Source organism: Pantoea sp. OVA07A (assembly GCF_019969975.1).
In the GTDB taxonomy this organism is placed as follows: Bacteria; Pseudomonadota; Gammaproteobacteria; order Enterobacterales; family Enterobacteriaceae; genus Pantoea; species Pantoea agglomerans.
This window is the reverse complement of sequence record NZ_JAHXYM010000002.1, coordinates 549,920-576,196: the sequence shown is the minus strand read 5'-3', so window position 1 is coordinate 576,196 and position 26,277 is coordinate 549,920. Positions and strand designations below refer to the sequence as shown.

At 56.9% G+C, this 26,277-nt stretch carries 20 protein-coding genes and 1 riboswitch; of the genes, 8 read left to right on the top strand and 12 right to left on the bottom strand.

Annotated elements, in window-relative coordinates:
• The first annotated feature begins 29 nt into the window (after positions 1-29).
• Entirely contained in the window at positions 30-3,713 is a 3,684-nt protein-coding gene (gene metH / locus LC417_RS11095; RefSeq protein ID WP_223565837.1) for a methionine synthase, read from the top strand.
• Between the two features lie 289 nt (positions 3,714-4,002).
• On the opposite strand, the gene LC417_RS11090 is transcribed toward metH, so the two are convergent.
• The 5 genes from LC417_RS11090 to pgi all read right to left on the bottom strand — a co-directional run bounded on the left by LC417_RS11090 (position 4,003) and on the right by pgi (position 10,138).
• On the bottom strand, positions 4,003-6,093 hold the full coding sequence (locus LC417_RS11090) for a YjbH domain-containing protein (RefSeq protein ID WP_062759330.1): 2,091 nt from the start codon (positions 6,091-6,093) through the stop codon (positions 4,003-4,005).
• Entirely contained in the window at positions 6,093-6,836 is a 744-nt protein-coding gene (locus LC417_RS11085; RefSeq protein WP_010252675.1) for a capsule biosynthesis GfcC family protein, read from the bottom strand. The genes LC417_RS11090 and LC417_RS11085 overlap by 1 nt, the downstream gene beginning before the upstream one ends.
• Positions 6,833-7,480: a YjbF family lipoprotein gene (locus LC417_RS11080; RefSeq protein ID WP_010672200.1), complete on the bottom strand. Its 648-nt coding sequence runs from the start codon at positions 7,478-7,480 to the stop codon at positions 6,833-6,835. The genes LC417_RS11085 and LC417_RS11080 overlap by 4 nt, the downstream gene beginning before the upstream one ends.
• Positions 7,481-7,677: 197 nt before the next feature.
• Positions 7,678-7,926 carry an exopolysaccharide production protein YjbE gene (yjbE, locus tag LC417_RS11075; RefSeq protein WP_010252668.1) on the bottom strand — a complete coding sequence of 83 codons (249 nt, stop codon included), beginning with the start codon at positions 7,924-7,926 and terminating at the stop codon, positions 7,678-7,680.
• Between the two features lie 565 nt (positions 7,927-8,491).
• A complete protein-coding gene (pgi, locus tag LC417_RS11070) occupies positions 8,492-10,138 on the bottom strand; it encodes a glucose-6-phosphate isomerase (RefSeq protein ID WP_223565832.1) in 1,647 nt (548 codons plus the stop codon).
• Positions 10,139-10,529: 391 nt separating this feature from the next.
• A riboswitch (Lysine riboswitch) is annotated at positions 10,530-10,722 on the top strand.
• Between the two features lie 113 nt (positions 10,723-10,835).
• Here pgi and lysC point away from each other — a divergent pair.
• The 3 genes from lysC (at position 10,836) to panS (ending at position 14,222) form a co-directional block, all read left to right on the top strand.
• Positions 10,836-12,188 carry a lysine-sensitive aspartokinase 3 gene (lysC, locus tag LC417_RS11065; protein WP_022625207.1) on the top strand — a complete coding sequence of 451 codons (1,353 nt, stop codon included), beginning with the start codon at positions 10,836-10,838 and terminating at the stop codon, positions 12,186-12,188.
• A gap of 240 nt (positions 12,189-12,428) precedes the next feature.
• Positions 12,429-13,121 carry an aquaporin Z gene (gene aqpZ / locus LC417_RS11060; protein ID WP_010672203.1) on the top strand — a complete coding sequence of 231 codons (693 nt, stop codon included), beginning with the start codon at positions 12,429-12,431 and terminating at the stop codon, positions 13,119-13,121.
• A gap of 183 nt (positions 13,122-13,304) precedes the next feature.
• On the top strand, positions 13,305-14,222 hold the full coding sequence (panS, locus tag LC417_RS11055) for a ketopantoate/pantoate/pantothenate transporter PanS (RefSeq protein ID WP_010252655.1): 918 nt from the start codon (positions 13,305-13,307) through the stop codon (positions 14,220-14,222).
• A gap of 95 nt (positions 14,223-14,317) precedes the next feature.
• Here the strand turns inward: panS and LC417_RS11050 are convergent, their stop codons facing one another.
• From LC417_RS11050 to LC417_RS11025, 6 genes are all read right to left on the bottom strand, one after another.
• Positions 14,318-15,943: a Na/Pi cotransporter family protein gene (locus tag LC417_RS11050; RefSeq protein ID WP_010672204.1), complete on the bottom strand. Its 1,626-nt coding sequence runs from the start codon at positions 15,941-15,943 to the stop codon at positions 14,318-14,320.
• 108 nt (positions 15,944-16,051) lie between these two features.
• Positions 16,052-17,044 (bottom strand): ABC transporter ATP-binding protein, encoded by a 993-nt coding sequence (locus tag LC417_RS11045; RefSeq protein ID WP_010252646.1) that lies wholly within the window; start codon positions 17,042-17,044, stop codon positions 16,052-16,054.
• A gap of 2 nt (positions 17,045-17,046) precedes the next feature.
• Positions 17,047-17,832: an ABC transporter permease gene (locus LC417_RS11040; RefSeq protein WP_010672205.1), complete on the bottom strand. Its 786-nt coding sequence runs from the start codon at positions 17,830-17,832 to the stop codon at positions 17,047-17,049.
• Between the two features lie 11 nt (positions 17,833-17,843).
• Positions 17,844-18,689: an ABC transporter permease subunit gene (locus tag LC417_RS11035; RefSeq protein ID WP_010252254.1), complete on the bottom strand. Its 846-nt coding sequence runs from the start codon at positions 18,687-18,689 to the stop codon at positions 17,844-17,846.
• On the bottom strand, positions 18,686-19,498 hold the full coding sequence (locus tag LC417_RS11030) for an alkaline phosphatase family protein (RefSeq protein WP_223565831.1): 813 nt from the start codon (positions 19,496-19,498) through the stop codon (positions 18,686-18,688). The genes LC417_RS11035 and LC417_RS11030 overlap by 4 nt, the downstream gene beginning before the upstream one ends.
• Positions 19,499-19,518: 20 nt before the next feature.
• Positions 19,519-20,580 carry an ABC transporter substrate-binding protein gene (locus LC417_RS11025; protein WP_022625212.1) on the bottom strand — a complete coding sequence of 354 codons (1,062 nt, stop codon included), beginning with the start codon at positions 20,578-20,580 and terminating at the stop codon, positions 19,519-19,521.
• A 206-nt stretch (positions 20,581-20,786) separates the two neighbouring features.
• Here LC417_RS11025 and LC417_RS11020 point away from each other — a divergent pair, with 206 nt between their 5' ends.
• The 4 genes from LC417_RS11020 to ubiA all read left to right on the top strand — a co-directional run bounded on the left by LC417_RS11020 (position 20,787) and on the right by ubiA (position 23,470).
• Positions 20,787-21,494 (top strand): UTRA domain-containing protein, encoded by a 708-nt coding sequence (locus LC417_RS11020; protein ID WP_022625213.1) that lies wholly within the window; start codon positions 20,787-20,789, stop codon positions 21,492-21,494.
• A 71-nt stretch (positions 21,495-21,565) separates the two neighbouring features.
• The gene (gene psiE / locus LC417_RS11015; RefSeq protein ID WP_010252246.1) at positions 21,566-21,976 is read left to right on the top strand and encodes a phosphate-starvation-inducible protein PsiE; all 411 of its coding nucleotides are present in this window, start codon (positions 21,566-21,568) and stop codon (positions 21,974-21,976) included.
• 86 nt (positions 21,977-22,062) lie between these two features.
• Positions 22,063-22,575, top strand: coding sequence for a chorismate lyase (ubiC, locus tag LC417_RS11010; protein ID WP_223565830.1), 513 nt, complete (start codon positions 22,063-22,065; stop codon positions 22,573-22,575).
• 10 nt (positions 22,576-22,585) lie between these two features.
• Positions 22,586-23,470: a 4-hydroxybenzoate octaprenyltransferase gene (gene ubiA, locus LC417_RS11005; RefSeq protein ID WP_022625214.1), complete on the top strand. Its 885-nt coding sequence runs from the start codon at positions 22,586-22,588 to the stop codon at positions 23,468-23,470.
• 283 nt (positions 23,471-23,753) lie between these two features.
• Here the strand turns inward: ubiA and plsB are convergent, their stop codons facing one another.
• Positions 23,754-26,177, bottom strand: a complete 2,424-nt coding sequence (gene plsB / locus LC417_RS11000; RefSeq protein WP_010672210.1) for a glycerol-3-phosphate 1-O-acyltransferase PlsB — start codon at positions 26,175-26,177, stop codon at positions 23,754-23,756.
• Positions 26,178-26,277 lie beyond the last annotated feature (100 nt).

The following is a 26,277-nucleotide window of genomic DNA, read 5'->3' as shown; positions in this document are numbered from 1 at the left end:
GCCAGCAGACTGACGTGAATGGGGCAACAGTGAGCAATAAAATCGACGCGTTAAAACAGCAGCTCGCACAACGCATTATGGTGCTGGATGGTGGTATGGGCACCATGATCCAGAGCTATAAGCTGGAAGAAGAGGATTATCGCGGCAGCCGTTTTGCTGACTGGCCCTGCGATCTCAAAGGCAACAACGATCTGCTGGTGCTGAGTAAACCGGCAGTGATCCGCGAGATCCACGACGCCTATCTGGCGGCGGGTGCGGATATCCTCGAAACCAACACCTTTAACGCCACGTCGATTGCGATGTCGGATTACCAGATGGAACGTTTATCGGCGGAGATCAATTTTGAAGCGGCCCGCCTGGCGCGAGCCTGCGCCGATGTGTGGACGGCGAAAACGCCGGATCGTCCGCGTTATGTCGCGGGTGTGCTCGGCCCGACCAACCGCACCTGCTCGATCTCACCCGACGTCAACGATCCTGCCTACCGTAACGTCACTTTTAATCAGCTGGTGGAGGCGTACCGCGAATCGACCCGCGCGCTGGTGGAGGGCGGTTCCGACATCATCATGATTGAAACGGTGTTCGATACGCTGAATGCCAAGGCGGCTATCTATGCGGTGCAGACCGAGATGGAAGCGCTTGGCGTGGCGCTGCCGCTGATGATCTCCGGCACTATCACCGACGCCTCCGGCCGAACGCTCTCCGGCCAGACCACCGAAGCTTTTTACAACTCGCTGCGTCACGCCGAACCGCTCTCTTTTGGCCTGAACTGCGCACTGGGACCCGACGAACTTCGTCAGTATGTGGCGGAACTGTCGCGCATCGCTGAAGGCTACGTGACCGCCCATCCCAACGCCGGTCTGCCCAATGCCTTTGGCGAATACGATCTGGATGCGGAACTGATGGCGCAGCAGATTGGTGAATGGGCCACCGCCGGATTCCTGAACATTATCGGCGGCTGCTGTGGCACCACACCGCAACATATCGCTGCCATGGTGGCGGCGGTTGAAGGCGTTGCACCGCGTCAGTTGCCGACGATCCCGGTGGCCTGCCGTCTCTCCGGTCTGGAGCCGCTTAACATCACCGCAGAGTCACTGTTTGTTAACGTCGGTGAGCGCACCAACGTCACCGGCTCGGCAAAATTTAAACGGCTGATCAAAGAAGAGAAGTATAACGAAGCGCTGGAAGTGGCGCTGCAGCAGGTGCAGAGCGGCGCGCAGATCATCGATATCAACATGGATGAAGGCATGCTCGACGCCGAGGCGGCGATGGTACGCTTTCTGAATCTGATTGCTGGCGAACCCGATATTGCCCGCGTGCCGATCATGATCGACTCCTCAAAATGGGAGGTGATTGAGAAAGGGTTGCAGTGCATTCAGGGCAAAGGGATCGTGAACTCAATTTCGATGAAAGAGGGTGAAGCGGCCTTTATTCATCATGCGCGTCAGGTCCGGCGTTACGGCGCGGCGATGGTGGTCATGGCGTTTGACGAAGTGGGTCAGGCGGATACCCGCGCCCGTAAAATTGAGATCTGCCGCCGTGCTTACCGGATCCTCACCGAACAGGTCGGTTTCCCGCCGGAAGATATTATCTTCGACCCCAACATCTTTGCGGTCGCCACCGGCATCGACGAACACAACAACTACGCCATGGATTTCATTGGTGCCTGCGAAGATATCAAGCGCGAGCTGCCCCATGCGATGATCTCCGGCGGCGTCTCCAACGTATCGTTTTCATTCCGTGGCAACGATCCGGTGCGTGAAGCGATACATGCCGTCTTTCTCTATTACGCCATCCGTAAAGGCATGGATATGGGCATCGTCAACGCAGGCCAGCTGGCGATTTATGATGATTTGCCGGCAGAACTGCGCGAGGCGGTAGAGGATGTGATTCTTAACCGGCGGGATGATGGCACCGAGCGGCTGCTGGCGCTGGCGGAGAAATACCGTGGCGGCAAAAGCGATGGCTCGCAGGAAAAACAGCTAGCGGAATGGCGCAGCTGGGACGTGGTGAAACGGCTGGAGTATTCGCTGGTCAAGGGGATCACCGAGTTTATCGAGCAGGATACCGAAGAGGCGCGCCAGCAGGTACCACGGCCGATAGAGGTGATTGAAGGCCCGCTGATGTCTGGCATGAACGTCGTCGGTGACCTGTTCGGTGAGGGCAAAATGTTCCTGCCGCAGGTGGTGAAATCGGCGCGCGTGATGAAGCAGGCGGTGGCGTATCTGGAACCCTTTATCGAAGCCAGCAAAGAGGCGGGGCGCAGCAACGGTAAAATCGTGCTGGCCACGGTCAAAGGCGACGTGCACGACATCGGCAAAAATATTGTCGGCGTGGTGCTGCAGTGTAATAACTACGAAATCATTGACCTTGGCGTGATGGTGCCGGGCGAAAAAATTCTCAAAACGGCGCGCGAAGTGAATGCGGACATCATCGGCTTATCAGGCCTGATTACGCCGTCGCTGGATGAGATGGTCAACATGGCGAAAGAGATGGAGCGTCAGGGCTTTACCTTACCACTGCTGATTGGCGGCGCGACCACCTCGAAGGCGCATACCGCTGTCAAAATTGAGCAGCATTACAGTGGCCCGACGGTCTACGTGCAGAACGCTTCACGTACCGTTGGCGTGGTGTCGTCGCTGCTTTCCGCCACGTTAAAAGAGGATTTCGTCGCCCGAACCCGCAAAGAGTACGAGACCGTGCGCATTCAGCATGCACGCAAAAAGCCGCGCACACCGCCGGTCTCGCTGCAGGCGGCGCGCGATAACGCCACCTCAATTGACTGGGAGAGTTACACGCCACCCGTGCCGCATCGTCCCGGGGTCAGTCAGGTGGAGGCCAGCATTGAAACGCTGCGCAACTACATCGACTGGACGCCATTCTTTATGACCTGGTCGCTGGCGGGCAAATATCCCCGCATCATGGAGGATGAGGTGGTGGGTGAAGAGGCGCAGCGTCTGTTTGCCGATGCCAATGCGATGCTCGACAGATTAAGCCAGCAGTCGCTGCTGAAGCCACGTGGCGTGGTCGGTATTTTTCCGGCTAACCGTGTCGGCGATGATATTCATCTCTACAGTGATGAGCGGCGTGATGAGATTTTGTGTGTGAGTCATCACTTACGCCAGCAGACTGAAAAAATCGACTTCGCCAACTACTGTCTGGCAGATTTTGTGGCCCCGAAATCGAGCGGCAAAGCGGATTATCTCGGGGCCTTTGCGGTGACCGGCGGGCTGGAAGAGGATGCGCTGGCGGAGGCGTACGATCGTCAGCATGACGACTACAACAAGATCATGGTGAAAGCGCTGGCTGACCGTCTGGCGGAAGCCTTTGCCGAATACCTGCACGAGCGGGTACGTAAGGTGATCTGGGGCTTCGCGCCCAACGAAAATCTCAGCAATGAAGAGCTGATTCGGGAAAATTATCAGGGGATACGTCCGGCGCCAGGCTATCCGGCCTGCCCGGAGCACACTGAGAAAGCCGCCATCTGGCGTCTGCTGGCGGTGGAAGAACAGACCGGCATGAAGCTCACCGAATCCTTTGCCATGTGGCCGGGCGCGTCAGTCTCTGGCTGGTACTTCAGCCATCCTGACAGCCGCTATTTCGCCGTGGCGCAGATCCAGCGTGACCAGGTGGAAGATTATGCGGTACGCAAAGGGATGTCGGTCATGGAAGTGGAGCGCTGGCTGGCGCCGAATCTCGGCTACGACGCGGACTAAATAAAAAAGCGGCCTGAGGGCCGCTTCAGACTGCTGACAAATCCAGCTCCGGTTAAATCTGGCAGCAATAATGAAGAAACTCAACGCGCAGGGAACCCGGTCAGAGGAGGAAAGCGTCCCGCGCCAGGGACGGCGCGGGCCGAGCGGCCAGGAATGGCATTAGCGCCTTTCCGATCTGACCGGGTTCCCTGAGCAGGCGCGATCTCATTGCTATGCTTTGCTTCAGGTGTATGCTCCCTGAGCCTGCTTTCTGTTAACCGCATGAAACGGCCCTGAGGCCGCCATCTGCTTAGTTAAAGCGCGCGTCGCGATCGGACGTCAGATCATACAGCTGGTACTTGCGACCCAGCATCTGACCGCCATCACGCGTCAGCGGCACCCAGTTCACCTGCGCGCGACCGCGCGTTGGCGTCACAGTGAACAGATCCATTGGGATGGAGATATAGAAGCCTTTGGTGAAGTCGCCTTCGCCATACTCTTCAGACGAGACGTTGGTTTTGGTGGCATAGACACCCACCATCACGCCGCTGTCGAAGCGCTTCGACACATCGACCGTCACACCTTTATCTTTCGCCAGATACTGACCGACGCTGGTTTTCACCAATACATCCTGCATGAACCATGGACGCCAGTAACCCGTCAGGTTGCCGGTTGAGGCTTTGTAGCGATTGAACTGCATCATGTTGTCCCAGTCACGCTGACGGACATAGTTGGCATCGACGCCCACCGCCCAGTTCGCATCGACCGGACGATAGAGCAGCTCGCCACCCACGCCGCCATACATCGTCTCCAGGTACCCGCCGTAAACCTGACCATAGAAGCCGTTACCGAGGTGGCCCATATAGTTCGCCTGCAGATCGTTAACGTAGACGTTGTTCTCAACGTAGTCGCGGATATGGGTACGCACGCGCGGCAGCGAAGAGTCCGCCGGTGCGCCGTTGTAGTTGAACTTGTCGTAGTTGTTGGCGAGGTTACCAAACAGACTACCGCCCACCAGCAGGTGATCCGTCAGCCAGTAATCAGCGTTAGCCATTACGCCGACCTGATACATATAGAAGCTTTCCGGGCCGCCCACCGACTGATTCAGCACGGGTGAGAGGCTGTAGTTCAGGCGATCCTGACGAATAAACATCCCCTGCTCAGTGGTACCCGGATCGACCGGTTCTTTGCGGGTCTGTTGCAGTGGCTGCTCATGGCCCAGCGGATAGCCTTCCAGATTGTTACGCAGGCTGGCGACCTGTGTCTCAGTCGTCACCTGTGGCATGTTAAAGCGCGACTCGGTGACATTGATGGTGTCGATGCCGTCAGGCAGGTGGTTCATGATGATGCGGTTCGCACGATCCACCCCTTCACGGGTATCGCGATACTTCGTCTGCTCGCCTGACACATAGATCGTGTGACCCTGAGTCTGAATACGCGGACCATCGAGACCGGCATTGTATTTCAGATCGGTCAGCTGAGTGCCCACCACCGTCGGCTCCAGCAACTTAGGTTGCGGCTGCGGATTGTAGGAAGGCTTCTCGCTGTCGATGTGCGCCTGACGCAGATCGTTGAAGTTGGTGCGAATGGTGACACCAAACATAAAGGTGTTACCGCGTTCGTAGCTGGCGTTGATGTCAGCCCAGTCGGTCACGCGATAAATCGCGCCGACGTTGAGCTTGCTGCGCTGCTCAAGGCGGCCAGCAAAGTCATTCTGGTAGTCGTTGCCCTCATACTCCATTTTAAGGCGCAGCGGCTGCCAGGGCGTCTGATACTCCACGCCGCCAAACAGCGCCGTCGGACCGTGGAACATCTGCGAGCCGTTGATTGAACCCGCTTCGCCCACCTGCGGACGCTGGCAATAGCTGTCGCTGTATGAGCAGAAGGGGTTCTTCACGGTGCCGCTGTTGCCGAGATAGCCCCAGCCAAGCCCCAGGGTAAAGTCGAACGGTCCCCATGCTTTGGTCGCCACCAGGTATTCGCTGTCGAACAGACCGGTACCGCCCAGATCGCGGGTTCCCACCGCCACTTCCGGCAGCCAGAAGCCCTCCTGCCACAGACGGAGTTTCAGGTCGAAGGCTTTATCTTTATAGCTCTGCGTGCCGCTGAATTCTGAGACCGCACTGTACTGACGGGTGCGCACGTCGGTATACCGCACAGTGGTCTCCAGCCAGGGAAAGAGCTGCAGTGACGCGGAGTAGTATCGGTACTGATCGTTGTCGCGCGCGTTGAGGCTGAACTCGCCCTCTTTGGCCATGCGCGCCGTCGGCACCTGCATCAGACCCACGCCGCCGAAATCGGATTGTGAAGGGCCCACCGGCTCGGGCCAGGTGTCAGCCTGCGCCTGACAGGCTGCCGCCACGGAAACAGCCAACAGGCTGAAGAGATAACGTTTTTTCATCAGTCTGGTATCCGGTGAGTCAGTACGGAAAGGATGCGTTCATTAAGGTCTTCATAGCTGCCTGGCAGGCTCCATGACGAAAAGCCGAGCCAGATAATGCTGCCTGGCTCCACTTCCGCGTGGCGATGATTCCAGTAGGCAACCGGCACCTGCTGTGTGGCGCCTGAAGGTGCAATCACGGTGACAAAATTGCGTTCTGCCCCGGAGAGTGCGTCATGACCATCCAGATAGTCGCGTACTGATTTACCCGGCTGCCAGCTCACTTTGCCTGCGCCGCTCAGCGCGCCGAGCAGCAGTACAGAATCTGAGGGGGCCTGCAGATAGAGGTCATAGCTGCCTTCCAGCCGACGGTTGTCAGCCGGATGCAGACGGATCCAGTCCGGGTCGAGCGACGTGAACTGGCGACCTGCTACTTTGATGGCGCTCAGCTGGCGGATCACTTCATCAATGGCCGCCGCCCGATCGCCGCTGCTGTCGGCACGCCAGGCACGTAACGCGCCCAGCGTCTGTTGATAGTGCTGCTGTGCCACTGCGCTGGCGCCGCGCTCGGCAATAAAGGTCGCACGCCAGTCAGTGTTGACCTGCAGTGGAGGCAGAGTCACCAGCTGGGAGAGATCCGCGACCTGGCTCAGCTCAGCCTGACCGCCGTTGTGCGGTGCATGAACGATAACCTGCGCGGTTGCCTGCGCTTCTGCGGCGCTGAACAGGCTCAGCCCGGCCAGCAAAAAAGTGATTTTTTTCATGATTTCGCCGGCTTCAGAATAGTGATATCTACAGGGAAGGCGTCTGCCGCCAGCATCTGATGGGCCTGCACCACATCGCCGCTGCTGTTATCGATCCAGAAGGTGTTTTCCCACTCGCGGTTACTGCTGTCGATGCTCACCTGCTCATGCCAGACGCGGCACGGAATGCGGTTGCCCGCCACGGTCAGGACTTCGTCGGTGCCGCGCTGGAAGGTTGAACGCACAGTCGCGCCGCGAACCTTGCCCTGTTCGGTCCACTGCACGATGCGGGTCCAGCCTGCGCCGTTGCTGATATGCAGGCTGTCAGCGAGCGGATCCTGTTGCAGATTGCTGACGCTCAGCAGGTTATCCGGCAAGCCCAGGGTTTTAACCAGGCGGCCATGCTGTGTCACCAGCATCGCCTGATCCTGTGTCACCCATTTCTGCTGACCTTTCTCGTTGTAGCCGAGCACTACAAAAATGCGCGGACCTTCATTCAGGCGAGCATAGAGACTGGCATACGGAAGATTGTTGACCTGTTGATCGGTAACGGTCACGTCGTCCGGACCGTTAACCGCAAGCAGCAGAGTCTGTTCAAGACCTTTTTGCGTTTGTGTACAGGCCTGCAGCAGCAGGCAAGCGAGCAGCAGAGGAAGTTGGCGCACTGTGTGTCCCTGATAAGTCATGCCAAAGTAAAAAATAACCACACAGGCGTGTGGTTATGTTTAAAGGTGCTCTGCCCGTCCCGTTCCGGCTGCAGAAATACAGGTTACGTGGCTCAGCGTCCTCACTCACCGAAGTCAGTGGTTCAGCCTCTGCCCGTTTGCTGCAGATCAGCAATCAGACGGGGGTCGGGCATCCATCAACGAGTGGTGCTCGTCGTGGTCGTGGTTGTTGTACCGGTATTTGCACCGTCACCACCGCCAGAAGCGGCAATGCCGAGCCCGACCAGCGCGCCAAGTGCACCGATACCCACAGCGGTCGACGTGCCAGCAGAGATTGCTCCCGCCTGCGCGCCAGCTGCGGTACCAGCTTCTTCCGGCGCAGCAAATGCGCTGGAAGAGACGGCAACGAAGATCAAGGCTGCACCGGCAACCATAGTTTTTTTCATAACAGCGTTTCCTGCATTGAGTGAATGAAGGATCTCTGTCCGCTGAGGATGCAACGCAGTCAGACTGCGGCAAAATCGACGGACAGTCCCATTGCGGGCGCGTTCAGTATAGGGCAACAAAATACCAGAGTTCAGCACCGGAAAAACCAGGGTGAATAGCGGGGTGGGCGCGTGATTTAATTAGCTGGATTGGGGATAACTACTTTTTATATCGGAATATTTCGGGCTGATGCCAGATATTTCGCTGCTGGCGAATCAATTGCAAAGCGGAATGTTCTTTTTTATTAATATCTGGTACGGAATAAGAATAATCAGAATTTACTCAGGATTGCTGAAACTGAATATGATTACGAATCAATAGCTAACAATAGAGACTGCCCGACTTCAGGACCATTTTATACTTTATGCTGGCCCGTTCAGTGCATCGATGTTCAGAATTATCTTAGGTTATTTTAAGACTTTTCCCTGACAACACGTGCTCTCCGACGATATAAACAGCCCATTCAGATGTAAAAACAGTCAAAAAAAGGGCGGCAAAGTGGCCGCCCGATTAATTTAACGCCGATTAACGCCAGGATTTATAGCGGTTAATTAAGGCATTAGTGGAGCTGTCGTGAGTGGTAACTTCGTCCTCATTTTCCAGTTCCGGCAGAATACGGTTCGCCAGCTGCTTACCTAATTCCACACCCCACTGATCGAAAGTGAAGATATTCAGGATGGCACCCTGAGTGAAGATTTTGTGCTCATACAGGGCAATCAGTGCGCCCAGGCTGTAAGGGGTAATCTCACGCAGCAGGATGGAGTTAGTCGGGCGGTTACCTTCAAACACCTTGAACGGCACGATATGGGCCACAGACTCTGCAGATTTACCGGCATCGGTAAACTCTTTCTCTACGACGTCGCGTGACTTACCAAACGCCAGCGCTTCAGTCTGGGCAAAGAAGTTAGAGAGCAGTTTCGGATGGTGATCCGCGAGCGCATTATGGGTAATAGCCGGCGCAATAAAGTCACATGGAATCAGCTTGGTACCCTGGTGGATCAGCTGATAAAACGCGTGCTGACCGTTGGTGCCAGGTTCGCCCCAGATGATGGGGCCAGTCTGGTAGTCCACCGGATGACCGGCACGATCCACATACTTGCCGTTTGACTCCATATTGCCCTGCTGGAAATAGGCGGCGAAGCGGTGCATGTACTGGTCGTAAGGCAGAATCGCTTCGGTTTCAGCACCAAAGAAATTGTTGTACCAGATGCCAATCAGCGCCAGCAGTACCGGCAGGTTCTGCTCAGCCGGCGCAGAGGCGAAGTGCTGGTCCATGGCATGTGCGCCGCTCAGCAGCTGCTCGAAGTTATCGAAACCAATCGAGAGAATGATCGACAGGCCGATCGCTGACCACAGAGAATAACGGCCGCCAACCCAGTCCCAGAATTCAAACATGTTGTTAGTGTCGATACCAAATTCGCCCACCGCTTTGGCGTTGGTCGACAGCGCAGCAAAGTGTTTCGCTACGTGCTGCTGGTCGCCCGCCGTTTTCAGGAACCAGTCGCGCGCGCTGTGGGCGTTGGTCATGGTTTCCTGGGTGGTGAAGGTTTTCGATGCCACCAGGAACAGGGTGGTTTCCGGGCTGAGGTCTTTCAGCGTTTCGGCGATGTGGGTGCCGTCAACGTTAGAGACAAAATGCATGTTCAGATTGTTTTTGTACGGGCGCAGCGCTTCAGTCACCATAAACGGGCCGAGGTCAGAGCCGCCGATACCGATATTCACCACGTCGGTGATCGCTTTACCGGTATAGCCTTTCCATTCGCCGCTGATGATGCGCTCAGAGAAGCCTTTCATCTTATCCAGCACCGCGTTGACCTCTGGCATCACATCTTTGCCATCCACCAGAATCGGTGTGTTACTCCGGTTACGCAGCGCGACGTGCAGCACCGCACGATCTTCGGTGCGGTTAATCTTCTCACCCGAGAACATAGACTTAATGGCACCGCTCAGGTCGGTCTCTTTGGCCAGCGCCTGTAACTTATCGAGGGTTTCCTGGGTGATGCGGTTTTTGGAGAAATCCACCAGCATCTGATCATCAAAGGTGGCAGAGAATTTGGCAAAACGATCGGCATCCTGGGCGAACAGATCGGCAATTTCTACCGACTTCATCTGCTCAAAATGCTGTTGCAGCGCTTTCCAGGCTGCGGTTTGTGTCGGATTGATATTTTTCATGGCAACACTCTTGTTGATATTAAGAACCGTCATTCCATCGGAGGCACATCATGCCCGTTTAGCGTTTCAGTATGACCACAGTTGTAACTGAAAGGAAAAATTTTGTCAGCGCGCGCCGGACAGGCGATCTGAACGCCGCTGTTTATCGCCAGCATTCACTGGCGCGAACAGCCAGCGGACCGCAGAGGCAACGCGCGGTAAAGTGTGACGCGAAAGTCTGCGCAAAACGTTGTGCCGTATCAGGGATTGCTGCATGGGCTGAACCCATTAAGCACTGTAGCCGCTGCGACGCAGAGTCATTTGTTTTCTGATGCGGCGCTCCGGGCATCGCTGACATTGACAGCAGGTCCAGAAAAGGCTAGATCTATGCGCCTACTTGCGCACCTGTGCGCAAGCCAGAAGAGGCGCGTCGCCCAGGCAGTGTGTTGGAGGAACCGTATCCGGTGAAAACACATGATGGGGAGCGACGCCGAGGTGGGTCAGCACGCGGTGTGCTGCCTGTCGGCTACAGGGGCTGAATCCTCTGGGTTGTCACCAGAAACGTCTGCAGTCGACGTTTCGCAAGGTGGGGCGCTTCTGGGTGACTCGTCTATCCGATCTTGTCCGCCCGTTTCTGCTCTTTCCTTGTGCCTGGCTGAAAGAATGTTTCTCGACCCTTTCATCGGCGAGAACAAGATAACCTGACACGAGGTCCTACATGTCTCAAACACTGATAGTGGCAAAATTCGGCGGCACCAGCGTAGCCGATTTTGAAGCGATGAACCGCAGCGCCGATGTGGTGTTGCAGGACGCCAGCACGCGTCTGGTGGTGCTCTCTGCTTCGGCGGGCATTACTAATCTGCTGGTTGCGCTGGCTGAAGGCCAGCAGGCTCCCCAGCGCGCTGTGCTGCTTGATGATATCCGCCGTATCCAGTACGCCATTGTTGATCGCCTGCAGCGTCCGGAAGTGATCCGCGATGAAATCGATCGGATGATCGACAATATCAGCATGCTTTCCGAAGCCGCCTCACTGGCCACCTCGAATGCCCTGACCGATGAACTGGTCAGCCACGGTGAGCTGATGTCATCACTGCTGTTTGTGGAAATTCTGCGTGAACGCCAGGTTAATGCGGAGTGGTTCGATGTCCGCAAGGTAATGCGTACCGACGATCATTTTGGCCGGGCAGTACCGGATGTACAGGTGCTGGCGGAGCAGGCGACGGCGCAGTTACAGCCGCGCATTGAGCAGGCATTGGTCATTACTCAGGGGTTCATCGGCAGTGAAAGCGAAGGGCGCACCACCACCCTGGGTCGCGGCGGCAGTGATTACACCGCCGCGCTGCTGGGCGAAGCGCTGAATGCGGCGCGTGTGGATATCTGGACGGATGTGCCGGGCATCTACACCACCGATCCGCGCGTGGTGCCGACGGCGAAGCGTATTGATGAAATTACTTTTGAAGAAGCCGCTGAAATGGCGACGTTCGGTGCGAAAGTGCTGCACCCGGCGACGCTGCTTCCCGCCGTACGCCGGGGTATTCCGGTATTCGTCGGTTCCAGCAAGGATCCGGCAGCCGGTGGGACCCGCGTCTGCAATGAAACCCGCAACCCGCCGCTGTTTCGGGCGCTGGCGCTACGCCGTAAGCAGACGCTGTTAACGCTGCACAGCCTTAACATGCTGCATACGTTTGGTTTTCTTGCTGAACTCTTCAATATTCTGGCGCGTCATAACGTCTCGGTTGACCTGATCACCACCTCCGAAGTGAGCGTGGCGCTTACGCTCGACACCACCGGATCGACCTCAACCAGTGCCAGCCTGCTGACCCAGGCTTTACTGACTGAACTCTCGTCGCTGTGCCGGGTTGAAGTGGAAGAAGATCTGGCGCTGGTGGCGATTATCGGCAACCAGCTGTCAAAAGCGTGCGGCGTCGGCAAAGAGGTGTTTGGTGTGCTCGACCCGTTCAACCTGCGGATGATTTGCTACGGTGCCAGCAGCTACAACCTCTGCTTCCTGGTGCCGGGCAACGATGCGGAAAGCGTGGTACGTACGCTGCATCGTAATCTGTTCGAGTAGGCTTCTGTGGCATTCAGGCCGCGTCAGCGCGGCCTGAAAAGCGGCAAAAAAGGTTCATATCTCCCTCATTACTCCCCGGCACGCGACTTCCGATAAATCCCATTAATACAGAAAGTTACAGCCTGTTATTGCCAAATGGCAATCCCTTTCTCTGCGCATTTCGTGCACCTGCATTGCGCTCCCTTTCCGCAGATTTATAATCCCGCCGCTGAATCAATTCACCCAAATTTAGGAAATATCATGAAAAGGTTAGTCGCAGAGGCGCTGGGTACCTTCGTACTGGTGGCCGGCGGTTGTGGTAGTGCCGTGCTGTCAGCTGCGTTCCCGGAGCTGGGCATTGGCTTCATGGGCGTGGCGCTGGCTTTCGGGCTGAGCGTGCTGGTCATGGCGTATGCGGTCGGTCACATCTCAGGCGGGCACTTTAACCCGGCGGTGACCCTGGGATTAGTGGCAGGCGGACGTTTTCCCGCGTCTCAGGCTATCCCTTACATCATCGCGCAACTGGCTGGCGGCATTGCCGCTGGCGCGGTGCTCTATCTGATCGCCAGCGGTAAAGGCGACTTCAGTGCAGCGGCCAGCGGCTTTGCGGCGAATGGCTACGGTGAACACTCGCCGGGCGGCTTCAGCCTGCAGTCAGGTATGATCGCCGAAGGGGTGATGACCGCTATCTTCCTGATTGTGATTATGGGTGCCACCAGCGAACGCGCGCCGAAAGGCTTTGCACCTATTGCGATCGGCCTGGCGTTAACCCTGATCCACCTGATCAGCATTCCGGTAACCAATACCTCGGTTAACCCGGCACGCAGCACCGCGGCAGCCCTGTTCCAGGGTGACTGGGCGATCTCTCAGCTGTGGATGTTCTGGTTAATGCCGATTATCGGTGCCGTGATTGGTGGTTTGATCTACCGCGGTTTAGAGGAAAAAGCAGCGTAATTTCTTCGATATGCAGCGGATCGGCAGCAGTCGATCCGCATTTTGCCGCCTCGCCCCATCTTCGCCTTACGCCATGATAATGAAATGTTATGATCCCGCCTTCGTCACGGCAGTCGTTCCTGCATGATGACTCTCTATGGCAAATCTGCATAAAACATAACATTCTTATAAGGAAGTCTGGCTATGCTCGCCACGTTAACCCGCCTGTTCCCGCTCTGGGCCGTGCTGTTGTCTGTCGCCGCTTATTACTCTCCAGGTACGTTTCTCGGCATCGGACCCTGGGTCACTTATCTGCTGATGCTGATTATGTTCGGCATGGGTGTGACCCTGAATATCGACGATTTTAAACGGGTCCTGACCCGACCTGCGCCGGTGATTGCCGGAACCTTTCTGCACTATCTGGTGATGCCGTTAGCCGCCTGGGGACTGGCAAAACTGTTTCATATGCCGCCCGATCTGGCTGCCGGTATGATTCTGGTCGGCTCAGTTGCCAGCGGCACCGCCAGCAACGTCATGATCTATCTGGCGAAGGGGGATGTGGCGCTGTCGGTGACGATCTCGTCAGTCTCTGCGCTGGTGGGTGTATTCGCCACGCCGCTGTTAACCCGCTTTTATGTTGATACCCACATTCAGGTTGATGTGGCTGGCATGCTGCTGAGCATCGTGAAGATCGTCGTGATCCCCATCTCCCTGGGACTGATCATTCATCACAGCATGAACAGCGTGGTTCGCCGGGTGGAACCCTGGCTGCCTGCGTTTTCGATGGTCTGTATTCTGCTGATCATCAGTGCGGTGGTGGCGGGCAGTCAGGCCTTTATTGGATCGGTGGGTCTGATGGTGATCGCGGCGGTGATCCTGCATAACGCGATTGGCCTGCTTGGCGGCTACTGGGGCGGTAAGCTGTTTGGCTTCGATGAGTCAACCTGCCGTACCCTGGCGCTGGAGGTCGGCATGCAAAATTCCGGTCTGGCGGCGACGCTGGGCAAACTCTACTTCTCACCGCTGGCGGCATTGCCAGGCGCGCTGTTCTCGGTTTGGCACAACCTGTCAGGTTCACTGCTGGCGGGTTACTGGTCAGGAAAGCCGATTAAGAAGAAGTAACAGTGGCGGCGCATTATTGCACTGCGCCGCATCTCACTGCTGCCGCGCCGGACGATCGCCGCTCCGGCGCGGCAGGTTATTCACTCCGCTCAGTTTTATTCATAGTCACGTTCATCGTCGGGCTGTTCCAGCACCGTGTAGGCCACACTACAAAACAGTGAATTCAGGCGCTTCATGTCGCCCAGTAAACCGAGATGCAGCGAACTGGTCTCAATACTCTGCACGTTCTTCTGGTGCAGGCGGTCAACATGCGCATGAGAGTAGCGGCGGATCATCAGACGGAAGCGATGTTTAGCGCGGCGCAGACGTTTAGCACTGGTGATATCGTGTGACAGAAACACCGACAGGCTCATTCTGAGGTTAGCGATCAGCAGCTCATGCAGCTCCTGCAGCTCTTTTAATCCCTCGGCAGAGAACGCGCGGCCCGCTGCCAGCGATTTGTCAGCGACATCGCCGCTCATCCGCTCGATGATGTCCCCGGCCTGCTCCAGATTAAGCGACATTTCAATGATTTCGCCCCAGCGACGCGAGTCCTCTTCGGGGAGGTCCTCTTTTGGCATCCGCGCCAGATAGAGTTTGATGGCGGTATAGAGCACATCGACATCATCATCCAGCCTGCGCACCGTGCGTTCCTCGCGGGATTCGCCATGTACCACCTTATTAAACGCCTCCAGCATCTGCTCCAGCACGTCGCCCATGCGCAACGCTTCGCGGGCGGCATTCACCAGCGCCAGCGCCGGCGTATCCAGCGCGCTGCGATCGAGGTGCTTCGGCTTGAGGTGCAGGGCGTTATCCACGTCGTCGGCGATCATACGGCGACAGAGGCGCGCCATCAGGTCAGCAAACGGCACCATCGCCACGCAGCGGATCAGGTTGTAAAACACATGGAAGAAAATCACTAACTCTTCATCGTTGACCGGCAGCTTATCCAGCCACTCCGCCACAATATCGACAAACGGCAGGATGAACACACAGCCGATCAGCTTGAACAGCAGGCTGCCGAGCGCCACGCGCTTGCCCGCGGCATTCGAGCCGCTGGCGTTGATCATCGCCAGCAGGCCGCTACCGAGATTGGCACCAATCACCAGACAGAGCGCCACCTTAAACGAAATCACGCCGGTGGCGGTGAGCGTCGCGGTGATCAGCACCGCGGCCAGGCTGGAGTAACTGATGATGGCAAATACCGCCCCCAGCAGCGCATCGAGCATCACGTCGCCGGTCAGGCTGGAGAAAAGCACCTGGACACCGGCGGCCTGGGTAATCGGGCGAGCCGCTTCGACAATCAGCTGCAGCGCCAGCAATATCAGGCCCAGGCCGATACTGGCCCGGCCTAACTGACCCGCACGGGTCTGCTTGCGGCTGAGGAAGAACACCACGCCAAAGAAGATAAACAGCGGTGAGAGCCAGGAGAGATCAAATGTCAGGATACGCGCCATAATCGCGGTGCCGACATCCGCGCCAAGAATCACCACCAGCGCGGGCGTCAGGCTGACCAGATTCTGCGCCACAAAAGAGGTCACCAGCAGCGTGGTGGCGTTGCTGCTCTGCACCAGCGTGGTCACGCCAATGCCCGCCAGAAACGCCATCGGTTTTTTTTCTATGCTGCGGCTCAGGACGCGGCGCAGATCGGCACCGTAAACCCGCATGATGCCGGTTCGTACGATATGCGTGCCCCAGACCAGCAGGGCCACCGCAGAGAGTAAATTAAGCAGGGTTAACACGTGGTGTCGCTCCTCGAATGTCAGGCTCAAAGCACAGACTGCCAGCCTGACGGAAGAGAGCAATCTGTGAAGGGGATTGCCGTGCTATGCGTGATTTTTTCCTGTGTTTTAAGCCACCTGGCGCAAAGTCGACATCTCCAATTGTAGACCAATCTTCCTGCCAGCGGGATGCAAATCCGCCGCCGATCGGTTAAGCACATCAACCGAAAGTTCCACATCATGCGCCCGGATACGATAGCGGATCACGTTGCCCAGCAGGCTGTGGCTGAGGATTTCCGCAGGAATGCCCTGGCCCGGCGCGGTGAACAGCATTGATTCCGGGCGAATGGCCACCTGGCTGTGGAAAGGCTGACCGGTCAGTCGCGTCGCCTGCTCAGCGCTCAGCAGGTTGTAGTTGCCAATAAATCCGGCGGCGAAGAGATCGACCGGTTGGGTATAGAGCGCTTCGGCATCGCCATTCTGCACGATTTTGCCCCGGTTCATCAGCACGATACGATCGGAGAGCGTCAGCGCCTCCTCCTGATCGTGGGTGACGAACAGGGTGGTGAGATTCAGCTCGCGCTGGATGCGCCGGATTTGATCGCGCAGATGGCGGCGAATACGCGCATCCAGCGCTGACAGCGGTTCATCCAGCAGCAGCAGACGCGGACGCGTCACCAGCGAACGAGCCAGTGCCACGCGCTGGCACTGCCCGCCTGACAACTGGTGCGGATAACGGCGCGCATAATCATTGAGTTCAACCAGCTCCAGCACCTCCAGCACCCGCTGGCGAATCTGCGCTTCGGGCAGTTTCTGCATCTTCAGGCCAAATGCGACGTTCTTCTCTACCGTCATGTTGGGAAACAGCGCATAGCTCTGGAACACCATACCGATGGCGCGCTTCTGCGGGGCCAGCGGCACGATATCTTTGCCCTCCAGCCTGATTTCACCGCTGTCGACGCCGGTTAATCCCGCCAGACAACGCAGCAGCGTCGATTTACCGCAGCCGCTGGGGCCGAGCAGGGTGACAAATTCCCCTTCAGCGGCGCTGAAATCGATCTGCTCAAAAATGGGCGTGGGTCCATAGGACTTGTTCAGCTCTCTGACCTCAAGGTAACTCATATTCAGCCTCGTTCGGGATTCAGGGCGTTGGCCAGCCAGGTAACCAGCAGCACCACAAAGAAGTAGGAGATCACCAGCGCGCTGGTGAAATGACCGCTGCCGTTACGCATGTTGAAGAGGTAAACCTGCAGGGTTTCATAGCGGTTGCCGACCAGCAGGTTAGCGAAGACAAATTCGCCAATCAGGAAGGAGAAAGAGAGCAGCACGGCAATCAGCATCCCTTTGCGCAGGTTGGGCAGCACGACCCACAGCGCCGCCTGCCAGGTACTGGCACCCAGCAACTGCGCGGCATCAATCAGCTCTTTGAGGTTGATCGCCTGCATATTGTTCGCCAGCGCCCGGTAGATAAAGGGCAACGCGATAGTGAAATAACAGCCGATTAAGATCCACGGCGTGCCGGTCAGCATCAGCGGTGACGAAGAGTAGAGTTGCAGTAATCCCACTGACGACACCACCGGCGGCACGGCGAAAGGCATCAGGATCAGGACGTTCATCACCGCATCCAATCGAGGAAAATAGTAAGCGATTACAAACATGGCAGGCAGCACCAGCACCAGCGAGAACAGCAGCGCACCCAGGCAAATCAGCAGCGAATGGCTCAGCGCCGTCAGAAATCGCGGGTCGCTCCAGAGCTGGATGAACCACTTCAGGCTATAGCCCTGTGGCAGAATGGTGTTACTCCAGTCGGACGACAGTGCATAAAGCAGTGTGGCCAGTAAAGGCAGTGCCAGCAGGGTAAAGAGTAACCCGACCATTATCCGGTGATAGAGGTGCTCAGCACGTGACATGGCGGCTCCTTTCATGGCTGTTTCGCATTGAGATAGCTACGGCGCACCAGATATTGCTGCACCAGGGTGATCAGCGCCATAATCGCCACCAGCAGCATCGCCAGCGCACTACCGGTGTTGGGATCCAGCGAGATATCGCCGGAGACCAGCGCGGCAATGCGCACCGGCACCACGTTGAAATTACCCGTGGTCAGGGCATAAATCGTGGCGTAAGCGCCCAGTGCATTTGCCAGCAGGATCACAAAGGTCCCGAGCAGCGCCGGAAACAGAATCGGCAGGCCGATATGCCACCAGTAGTGCCAGCGGCTGGCACCCAGCAGCGCAGCGGACTCCTGCCACTCTTTTTTCAGCCCGTCGAACGCCGGGTAGAGCAGCAGCACGCCCAGCGGGATCTGGAACCAGGTGTAGACCAGCACCATGCCGTTGCGCGAGAAGAGTCTGAAGCTCTCAACCAGACCATAATGGCGCAACAGCAATGTCAGGCAGCCGTTCAGCCCCAGCAGAATCACAAAGGCAAACGCCAGCGGGACACCCGCAAAGTTGCTGGTCATATTGGTAAAAGCGATGAGAAAGCGCTGCAGTCGCCCGCCGCCGAGCTGATGCAGTGAATAGCCGGTGACCAGTGCAATCAGTAAGCCGTAGACGCTTGACCAGAGTGAGATATCCAGCGAAAAACGAAACGCCTGCTGGTAGAAGGGCGAGGTGAGAATGTCCTGATAGTTATCCCAGCCCCACTGGCTGTTCATCTCACTCCAGAAGCTGTTAATGGCGATCCACAACAGCGGTGCCAGCTGAAAGGCGACCCAGAACAGGGTGAACGGTAACAGCAGCAGCAGCGCGACTCCTTTTCCTCTCATCTCTTCGACTCCGCCAGCAGGCCGCGACAGACCGGCTTGTCATGCGCCACCTCAAGCAGTTCACACAGCGTGCCGCACAGATCGGTCTGCTGCGGTGCCAGGTCAGGCTGCAGCGAGAAAGCCCGGCCAAAGACAAACAGCGGCACCGTGGTCTCTTCCGGCAGAATGCCGCCGTGGGAGCGATCGTCATTCATGCCGTGATCGGCGGTCACCATCACCTGATAGTCCTCAGCCAGCCACAAGGGCATCCACTGCGACAGCAGGCCGTCGGCGATGCGTGCCCGGTTGCGGTACTGTGGCGAGGAGAGGCCCGATTTATGACCGGCATCGTCGATATTCATCGGGTGGATTAGCAGAAAATCGGGATCGTGACGCAGCCGCAGGCTTTCTGCATCTTCAAACAGATGCGAGTCGGGATAGCTATCGTCAGAATAAAAATGGCCATACTGAATGGGCAGGTCCGGCGCGTCAGTGTGACGATCGCGCGCCGGAACGAACGGCGTTCGGTTATAAAGCTCACTCACCCAGTGGTAGGCCGCCGCCGCAGTCGTCAGTCCCGCCGCTCGCGCAAAGTGAAAGATGCTACGCTCGCGGCTTAACCGGCTGACGCCATTATGAATAATGCCGCTTCTGACCGGCGGAACACCGGTCAGAATGCACTCATAAAGCGGGCGTGACAGCGAGGGTAATTCACAGGTCATACGGTAATAAAACCCGTTGCCCTGCGAACATTCGGCATGCAGGTAACCCATTGCATGTTGTGCGACCTGATTGCTCAGGCCGTCCAGCACTACCAGGATGGTCTTCATTCCGTTCTCCCTGCCGCGAATTACTGCTGCATGTTGATGATGACGTTTTCCTGCCACAGGCGCGGCAGCATTTTCGACGATTTATCCCAGGCAGCCTGATCCTTCACCGGACGGGCATTTTTATATTCAGATTGCGGCAGCAGGCGAGCCTGAACGTCCGCTGGCAGCGTCAGATGCTCGGCACGAATCGGACGGGCATAGCCCTTCGCCAGATTGATCTGTCCCTGGTCTGAGAAGATATATTCGCGCGCTAATTTTGCGGCGTTAGGGTGTTTCGCATATTTGTTGATGACGGTGGTGTAGCCGGAGGTCACGGAGCCATCAGACGGGATAACCACTTCGTAGCGGTTTTTGTCGATCTGGTCCCGGTAGTTAAGGGCGTTAAAGTCCCACACCACCGCCATCTGCACTTCGCCTTTTTCGATATTGGCAATCACCGGATCGGTAACGCCAAGACGACCCTGTTTAGCCAGATCGGCAAAGAAAGCCAGCGCCGGTTTCAGGTTCTTCTCATCGCCACCTAAGGCGTAGTTTGCCGCCAGTACGCCGTTGGCCGCCTGAGCTGCCACGCCGACGTCACCGATAGTAACCACATACTTACCTTTTTTCAGATCGGCCCAGCTATGGGGGATATCTTTAACCTGCTGCTTGTCGATCAGAAAGGCGATGGTGCCGGTATAGGCCAGCGCCCAGTGGCCATCTTTATCTTTAGCCCAGGCCGGAATCTGATCCCAGTGAGTGGGTTTATAGGGCTGGGTCACACCTTTAGCGACAGCGATCGGGCCAAAGGCGGCACCCACGTCACCGATGTCAGCGCTGGCGTTCTCTTTTTCTGCATCGAATTTCGCCAGCTCCTGCGCCGATGACATATCGGTATCGCTGTGCTTAAGGCCATATTTGCTGCTGATGTCGTTCCAGGTATCTTTCCAGTTAGCCCAGCTATCCGGCATCCCGACGCTGTTGACCTGGCCTTCACTGCGTGCCGCTTTTTCCAGTGCGGCAAGGTCGTTATCGGCGGCCTGCGCAACGGGCAGGGTGAGCACTACAGCACTGGCTACTACAGAGGCGATAAACGCTTTCATCTCAGTTGCTCCGGGTGTAAGTTGATGGGCCTGACTGGTCTAGTCCAGCAAGAACCGAGCCAATGTAGCCCCTGTATATGAACGATTTATGACAGGGCGGCGCTGTGCGGGGGATGGGCGATGAAAGATGTGACCCGTTCGCCTGTCACAGGCGCGTTTACCTGAACAGTAAGAGTGCGGAGTCGCACCAAAATGAGGCTACTGTTGTGGAGTCGATAGCACTCAAAACGGCGGATGCGATCGCCAGCGTCCTGCTGACGCGTATTCAGGCCGGAGAGTTCAGCGCCGGGCGACTGCCGGCGGAGCGTGCCTTAAGCGAAGCGTTCAGCACGACCCGGATTACCCTTCGGGAAGCATTGGGCAAGCTGGAAGCCCAGGGGATGATCTACCGGGAACTGCGTCGCGGCTGGTTTATCGCACCGCCGCGGCTGATCTATAACCCGCTGCATCACAGCCACTTTCATGCCATGGCAATGGAGCAGGGACGGCAGGCGGCTACCGAGGTCATCGCCGCCGAACAGGTCGCGGCACACGACAGCGTGGCGACAGCGCTGCGGCTGGCCTCCGGTTCGTCGGTTTACTGCATCCGCCGCCTGCGGCGCATCGACGGGCGCGCGGTGCTCTATGTTGAACACTACCTCAATCCGCGTTTTTTTCCTGGTCTGCTTGATGAAGATTTGACCCGCTCACTGACCGATCTCTATGACCAGCGCTACGGCATTCGTTACGGCGGCGCGCGCTTCACCATCCTGCCCGGCCCGCTGCCGGAGGTCGCCGCACCCATGCTGAATGTGGCACCGGGCAGCCCCGGTTTGTTGATCACCCGCATCAATCGCAACCAGCAAAAAGAGGTGATTGATTGCGACTGTGAATACTGGCGTTACGATGCGCTCTGTGTTGATGTGGAGGCCTGAGGAGTTATTGTGATTTGCGTCACACTCGCGCATGATACCGCGCGCTAACAACTCCTTTTTTAAGGCGCAACATGAGTGACAAAAATCCTTTGGCCCGCCACCTTGCAACGGTACTGCAATGGGTGCTGAATCTGGGTCTGCTGAGTCTGGCGATCATCCTGATCGTCTTTTTAGGCAAAGAAACTATCCATCTGGCAAACGTGCTGTTTAACACCAGCGAGCAGTCATCCTCCTATCTGTTGATTGAGGGGATTGTCATTTATTTCCTCTACTTCGAATTTATTGCGTTGATTGTTAAGTACTTTCAGTCGGGATATCACTTTCCGCTGCGCTATTTTGTCTATATCGGTATCACGGCAATTATCCGCCTGATTATCGTCGACCATAAAAATCCCTTCGATACGCTCTGTTACTCTGCGGCGATTCTGATTCTGGTAATCACTCTGTGGCTGGCAAACAGCAACCGCCTGAAACGCGAGTAATCTCCCTGCCGTCTGTCATGACGGCAGGTGTTCGCATCGCGTCTCTGCGCTAAACTAGCGTCCTGAAAATTATTGGGAGTGGTGCTATGTCGCAAGACGCGCTCAGCTTATTACGTGCGCTCAACTGGCTTTCTCCGTTGCAGGCAACCCTTGCGCCGCCATTGCTCGACTGGCTGATGGAGGAGGATTCAATGACGCGCCGTTTTGAACAACATTGTCAGCGGGTCACGGTTCAGCCGCTGCGTGAAGGCTTTATCGACGCCAGCGAGTTGGGTGATGAAAAGGGCTTGTTGCCAGACGATCAACGCTTCTGGCTGCGTGAAGTGTTGCTGTTCGGCGACGATCAGCCCTGGCTGGCTGGCCGTACGCTGGTGCCGGAAAGCACCCTTAACGGGCCAGAAGCGATGCTGCAGCAGCTGGGCACCCGGCCGCTGGGTCGCTATCTCTTCTCCTCTTCAACGCTGACCCGCGATTTTATTGAGCCGGGGCAGGTGGAGGGATTGTGGGGACGACGTTCACGCCTGCGTCTCTCCGGCAAACCGCTGCTGCTGACTGAACTATTTTTACCGGCATCGCCGCTCTATCGCGATCTGGTCTGAGGATCCTGTGGTGCAAAATAGCTTAAGTATAAATAAATGGCGGGCCTACACGCGCCTGATGCGTATCGATAAGCCGATCGGTACGCTGCTGCTGATGTGGCCAACGCTCTGGGCATTATGGCTGGCTGACATGGCGATCCCGCCGCTGCCGGTGCTGGCGGTGTTTGTTGCCGGTGTCATCGTGATGCGTGCAGCTGGTTGTGTGATCAATGACTACGCCGATCGCAAAGTAGACGGTCATGTCGAACGCACGAAGCATCGGCCACTGGCCAGCGGCGCGGTGAGTGCAAAAGAGGCTAAGCTGCTGTTCGTGATCCTGGCTCTGGCGGCTTTTGCGCTGGTGCTGACCATGAACATGATGACGATTATGCTCTCAGTGGTGGGGCTGGCGCTGGCCTGGGTCTATCCCTTTATGAAGCGTTATACCCACCTGCCGCAGGTAGTGCTGGGTGCCGCCTTTGGCTGGGCCATTCCCATGGCATGGTCCGCAGTTAGTGAGTCCTTACCTCTGGTCTGCTGGCTGGTATTCATCGCCAACATCTGCTGGACAGTCGCCTATGACACTCAGTATGCGATGGTGGATCGGGATGATGACCTGAAGATTGGCGTGAAGTCGACCGCGATTCTCTTTGGCCGTTTCGACAAGCTGATCATTGGTCTGCTGCAACTGGCGACGCTGCTACTGATGGCGCTGGTTGGCCTCATGCTGCATCTGAACAGCGCCTTCTACTGGACGCTCTTGCTGGCCGCCGCGCTGTTTGTTTATCAACAGAAGCTGATCGCCGGACGCGAGCGGCAACCCTGTTTCCAGGCTTTTCTCAATAACAACTATGTCGGAATGGTGCTGTTCCTCGGTGTGCTGATGAACACCCCGCCGTTCAGCCAGCTGTTCTGATAGAGAGTTTCCAGACATAAAAAGGCGATCCGGGAGGTCGCGAAACCTGATGAGGATGAATCTGGCAGCAATGGATGAGCTCAACGCGCAGGGAACATGGGCAGAAGAGGAAAGCGTCCCGCGGCAGGGACGGCGCGGGCCGAGCAGTCAGGGATGACGCTTTTGCGTCTTTCCGATCTGACCATGTTCCCTGAGCAGGCACCGTCTTACAGCGAATCGGACCAGACCTGGCCTATAAAAAAGGCGACCTCATGAGGTCGCCTTTTTACTATGCGCGCTGGGGTCAGTCGTGCGCCACAGCGGTTTCAATCGTCATACGGACATCGCTGGTGACCAGGTCTGCCAGCATATGCCAGGTCGCCAGGGTCTGCGCAACATCGGCATCACCGCTGTCGCTGATATAACCTTCATCGCGCAGGGTCAGGACCAGTGAGGTAAAGACCGCTTTGTCGAAGAATTCCGGGGCATTGATACCGTGCAGCACCGACAGACGCTGTGCCAGCGTCCGGCTCTCTTTCTCCAGCGTGCCGCGGTTAATCGTCGGCTTGGCGCTGAGAATGGAGAACGTAATGGCATAACGCTGCAGCGTTTCACGCACACCGGCGGCCAGCAGTTGTAGCGTGCGATAGCGCGCTGAGGAAAAGCGTAATTCACCGGCTTCGAACGTAATCAGGCCCTGACGCGCCAGCTCCTGACTCAGTTCGGTCAGCAGTTGCGGCAGCTCATCGGTCTGCCAGCGCAGGAACAGCTCACTCTTCAGCATCGGGTAGATCAGGCTCACCTGACGCAGCAGTTCTGCTTCGCTCAGCGTCTGATGCTGCTGAACAATGGCGGCAATCAGCGACGGCATCACCAGCATATGATGAATATTGTTGCGATAGTAGGTCATCAGCACCGCCTGCTCTCGCGGCAGAATGATGATGTCGCCAATGCTGTCCTTTTCACTCTCAAACTTATTCATACCCATGGCGTGATCCAGCAGCGCTTCCGCTGAAAGATCGGGTACGGTCGCATTTGGCGAGTAAGGCACGTTGCGCAGCAACTGGGTATAGCACTCCAGTTGTTCAATCAGCTGTTCACGGGTTAGTGAGCGCTGACGTGACGCCAGCAGGGCGGTGACACAGAGGTTCATGGCGTTAGCCGCGCCCGCTTCATTGATACGCACCATCAGGCTGGCAGCAATATCGTTGACGGTTGGGGTTAACCAACTGGGACGCTGCGGCTCAATCGGATCGATGGCATCGCGCCATTCCGGCACCCGCTTATTGAGATAGTTGACCAGCGGCAGGGGTTCGCCAAAGTTCACGTAACCCTGACCGAGATTGCGCAGCTTGCGTAAGCCGCGCACCATCTGCATGAAGCCCTCTTTCTCTTTCGCCGCGCCGCGCAGTTCTTTAGCGTAAGTGCCCACTTCCATCACGTGCTCATAGCCGATATAGATCGGCACCAGCGTGATGGGGCGATTTCCGCCACGCAGCATCGCCTGCAGCGTCATGGCTAAGGTGCCGGTTTTAGGGTCCAGCAGGCGACCGGTTCGTGAACGGCCTCCTTCGACAAAGTACTCAACCGAATAGCCGCGGGTGAACAGCTCGCCGAGATATTCGCGGAATACCGTGGCGTAGAGCTTGTTGCCTTTAAAGGTACGACGAATAAAGAAAGCGCCCAGGCGACGGAAAATCGGGCCGGCTGGCCAGAAGTTGAGATTGATCCCGGCTGCGATGTGCGGCGGCACCAGACCCTGATGATAGAGCACATAGGAGAGCAGCAGATAATCCATGTGGCTGCGATGGCACGGCACATAGACAATCTCGTGGCCATCCTGCGCCAGCTGGCGGACTTTTTCGCCGCCATTGACGTTGATGCCCTGATAGAGCCGACTCCAGAGCCAGCCCATCACGCGATCAGTTACGCGGATGGCTTCATAGGAGAAGTTTGCCGCAATCTCCTCCATCATTTCGACGGCGTTCTGCTGCGCTTTCTCATGGGAGATTTTTTTGCTGCGAGCTTCATCCTCTACGGCTTTTTCAATCGCTTTGGATTGCAGCAGACGATTAAACAGGTCCTGACGCGCCGGCAAGCGCGGGCCAATCGCCGCCAGCCGCTGGCGGGCAAAATGAATGCGCGCCACGCGAGCCAGCTTCTGGGCGATCGACTGATCCGTACCGTGTTCAGTTGCCATGCGGCGCAGCGACACAGTCGGCGAGAAGCGGACAAAACTGTCGCGCCCGTGCCAGATAACGGCAAAGAACTTCTGCACCCCGTTCAGCACCCGCAGGTGTGGCGTTGCTTCGCCCTGGACTTCACGTCCTGGTGCGCGGCCAAACATCACCGTGACCGGCAGCATCTGAATATCCAGCTTAGGGTTATTGCGATGCAGGTCCAGGTAATCGTGAAAAATTTTCACGGATTCAACGCTGGGCACAAAATAGGGGAAGACGCGAGGGCCATTGTGGATAAAGACGTGGCGCGGCAGCAGAGAACCATCAATCTCCAGCGGAGTGAGCGGGTCGGGCAGGTGATGCCGCAGACACTGTGCGCGTAAAGTCAGTAAGTCGGCCTTCGAATCGTAAGGCAAAACATACATAATAGGTCGGGTCGGATCCAGACCATGTTCAGACACGGGATCGGCCGGAATGGCCTTACTTTTTACCAAAAACGACAGTGGTAAATTAAGCAGTTTGTAATAGAGTTTACGCCAACCTGACATAGACAACATGAAGCCTCTTGTTAGCAAAGCGCCGCAAGCATACCAGAAAGCGCAGCGAAGATCTGTGGTGGTGCCAATTGCACGCAGCCCAGACATTGAC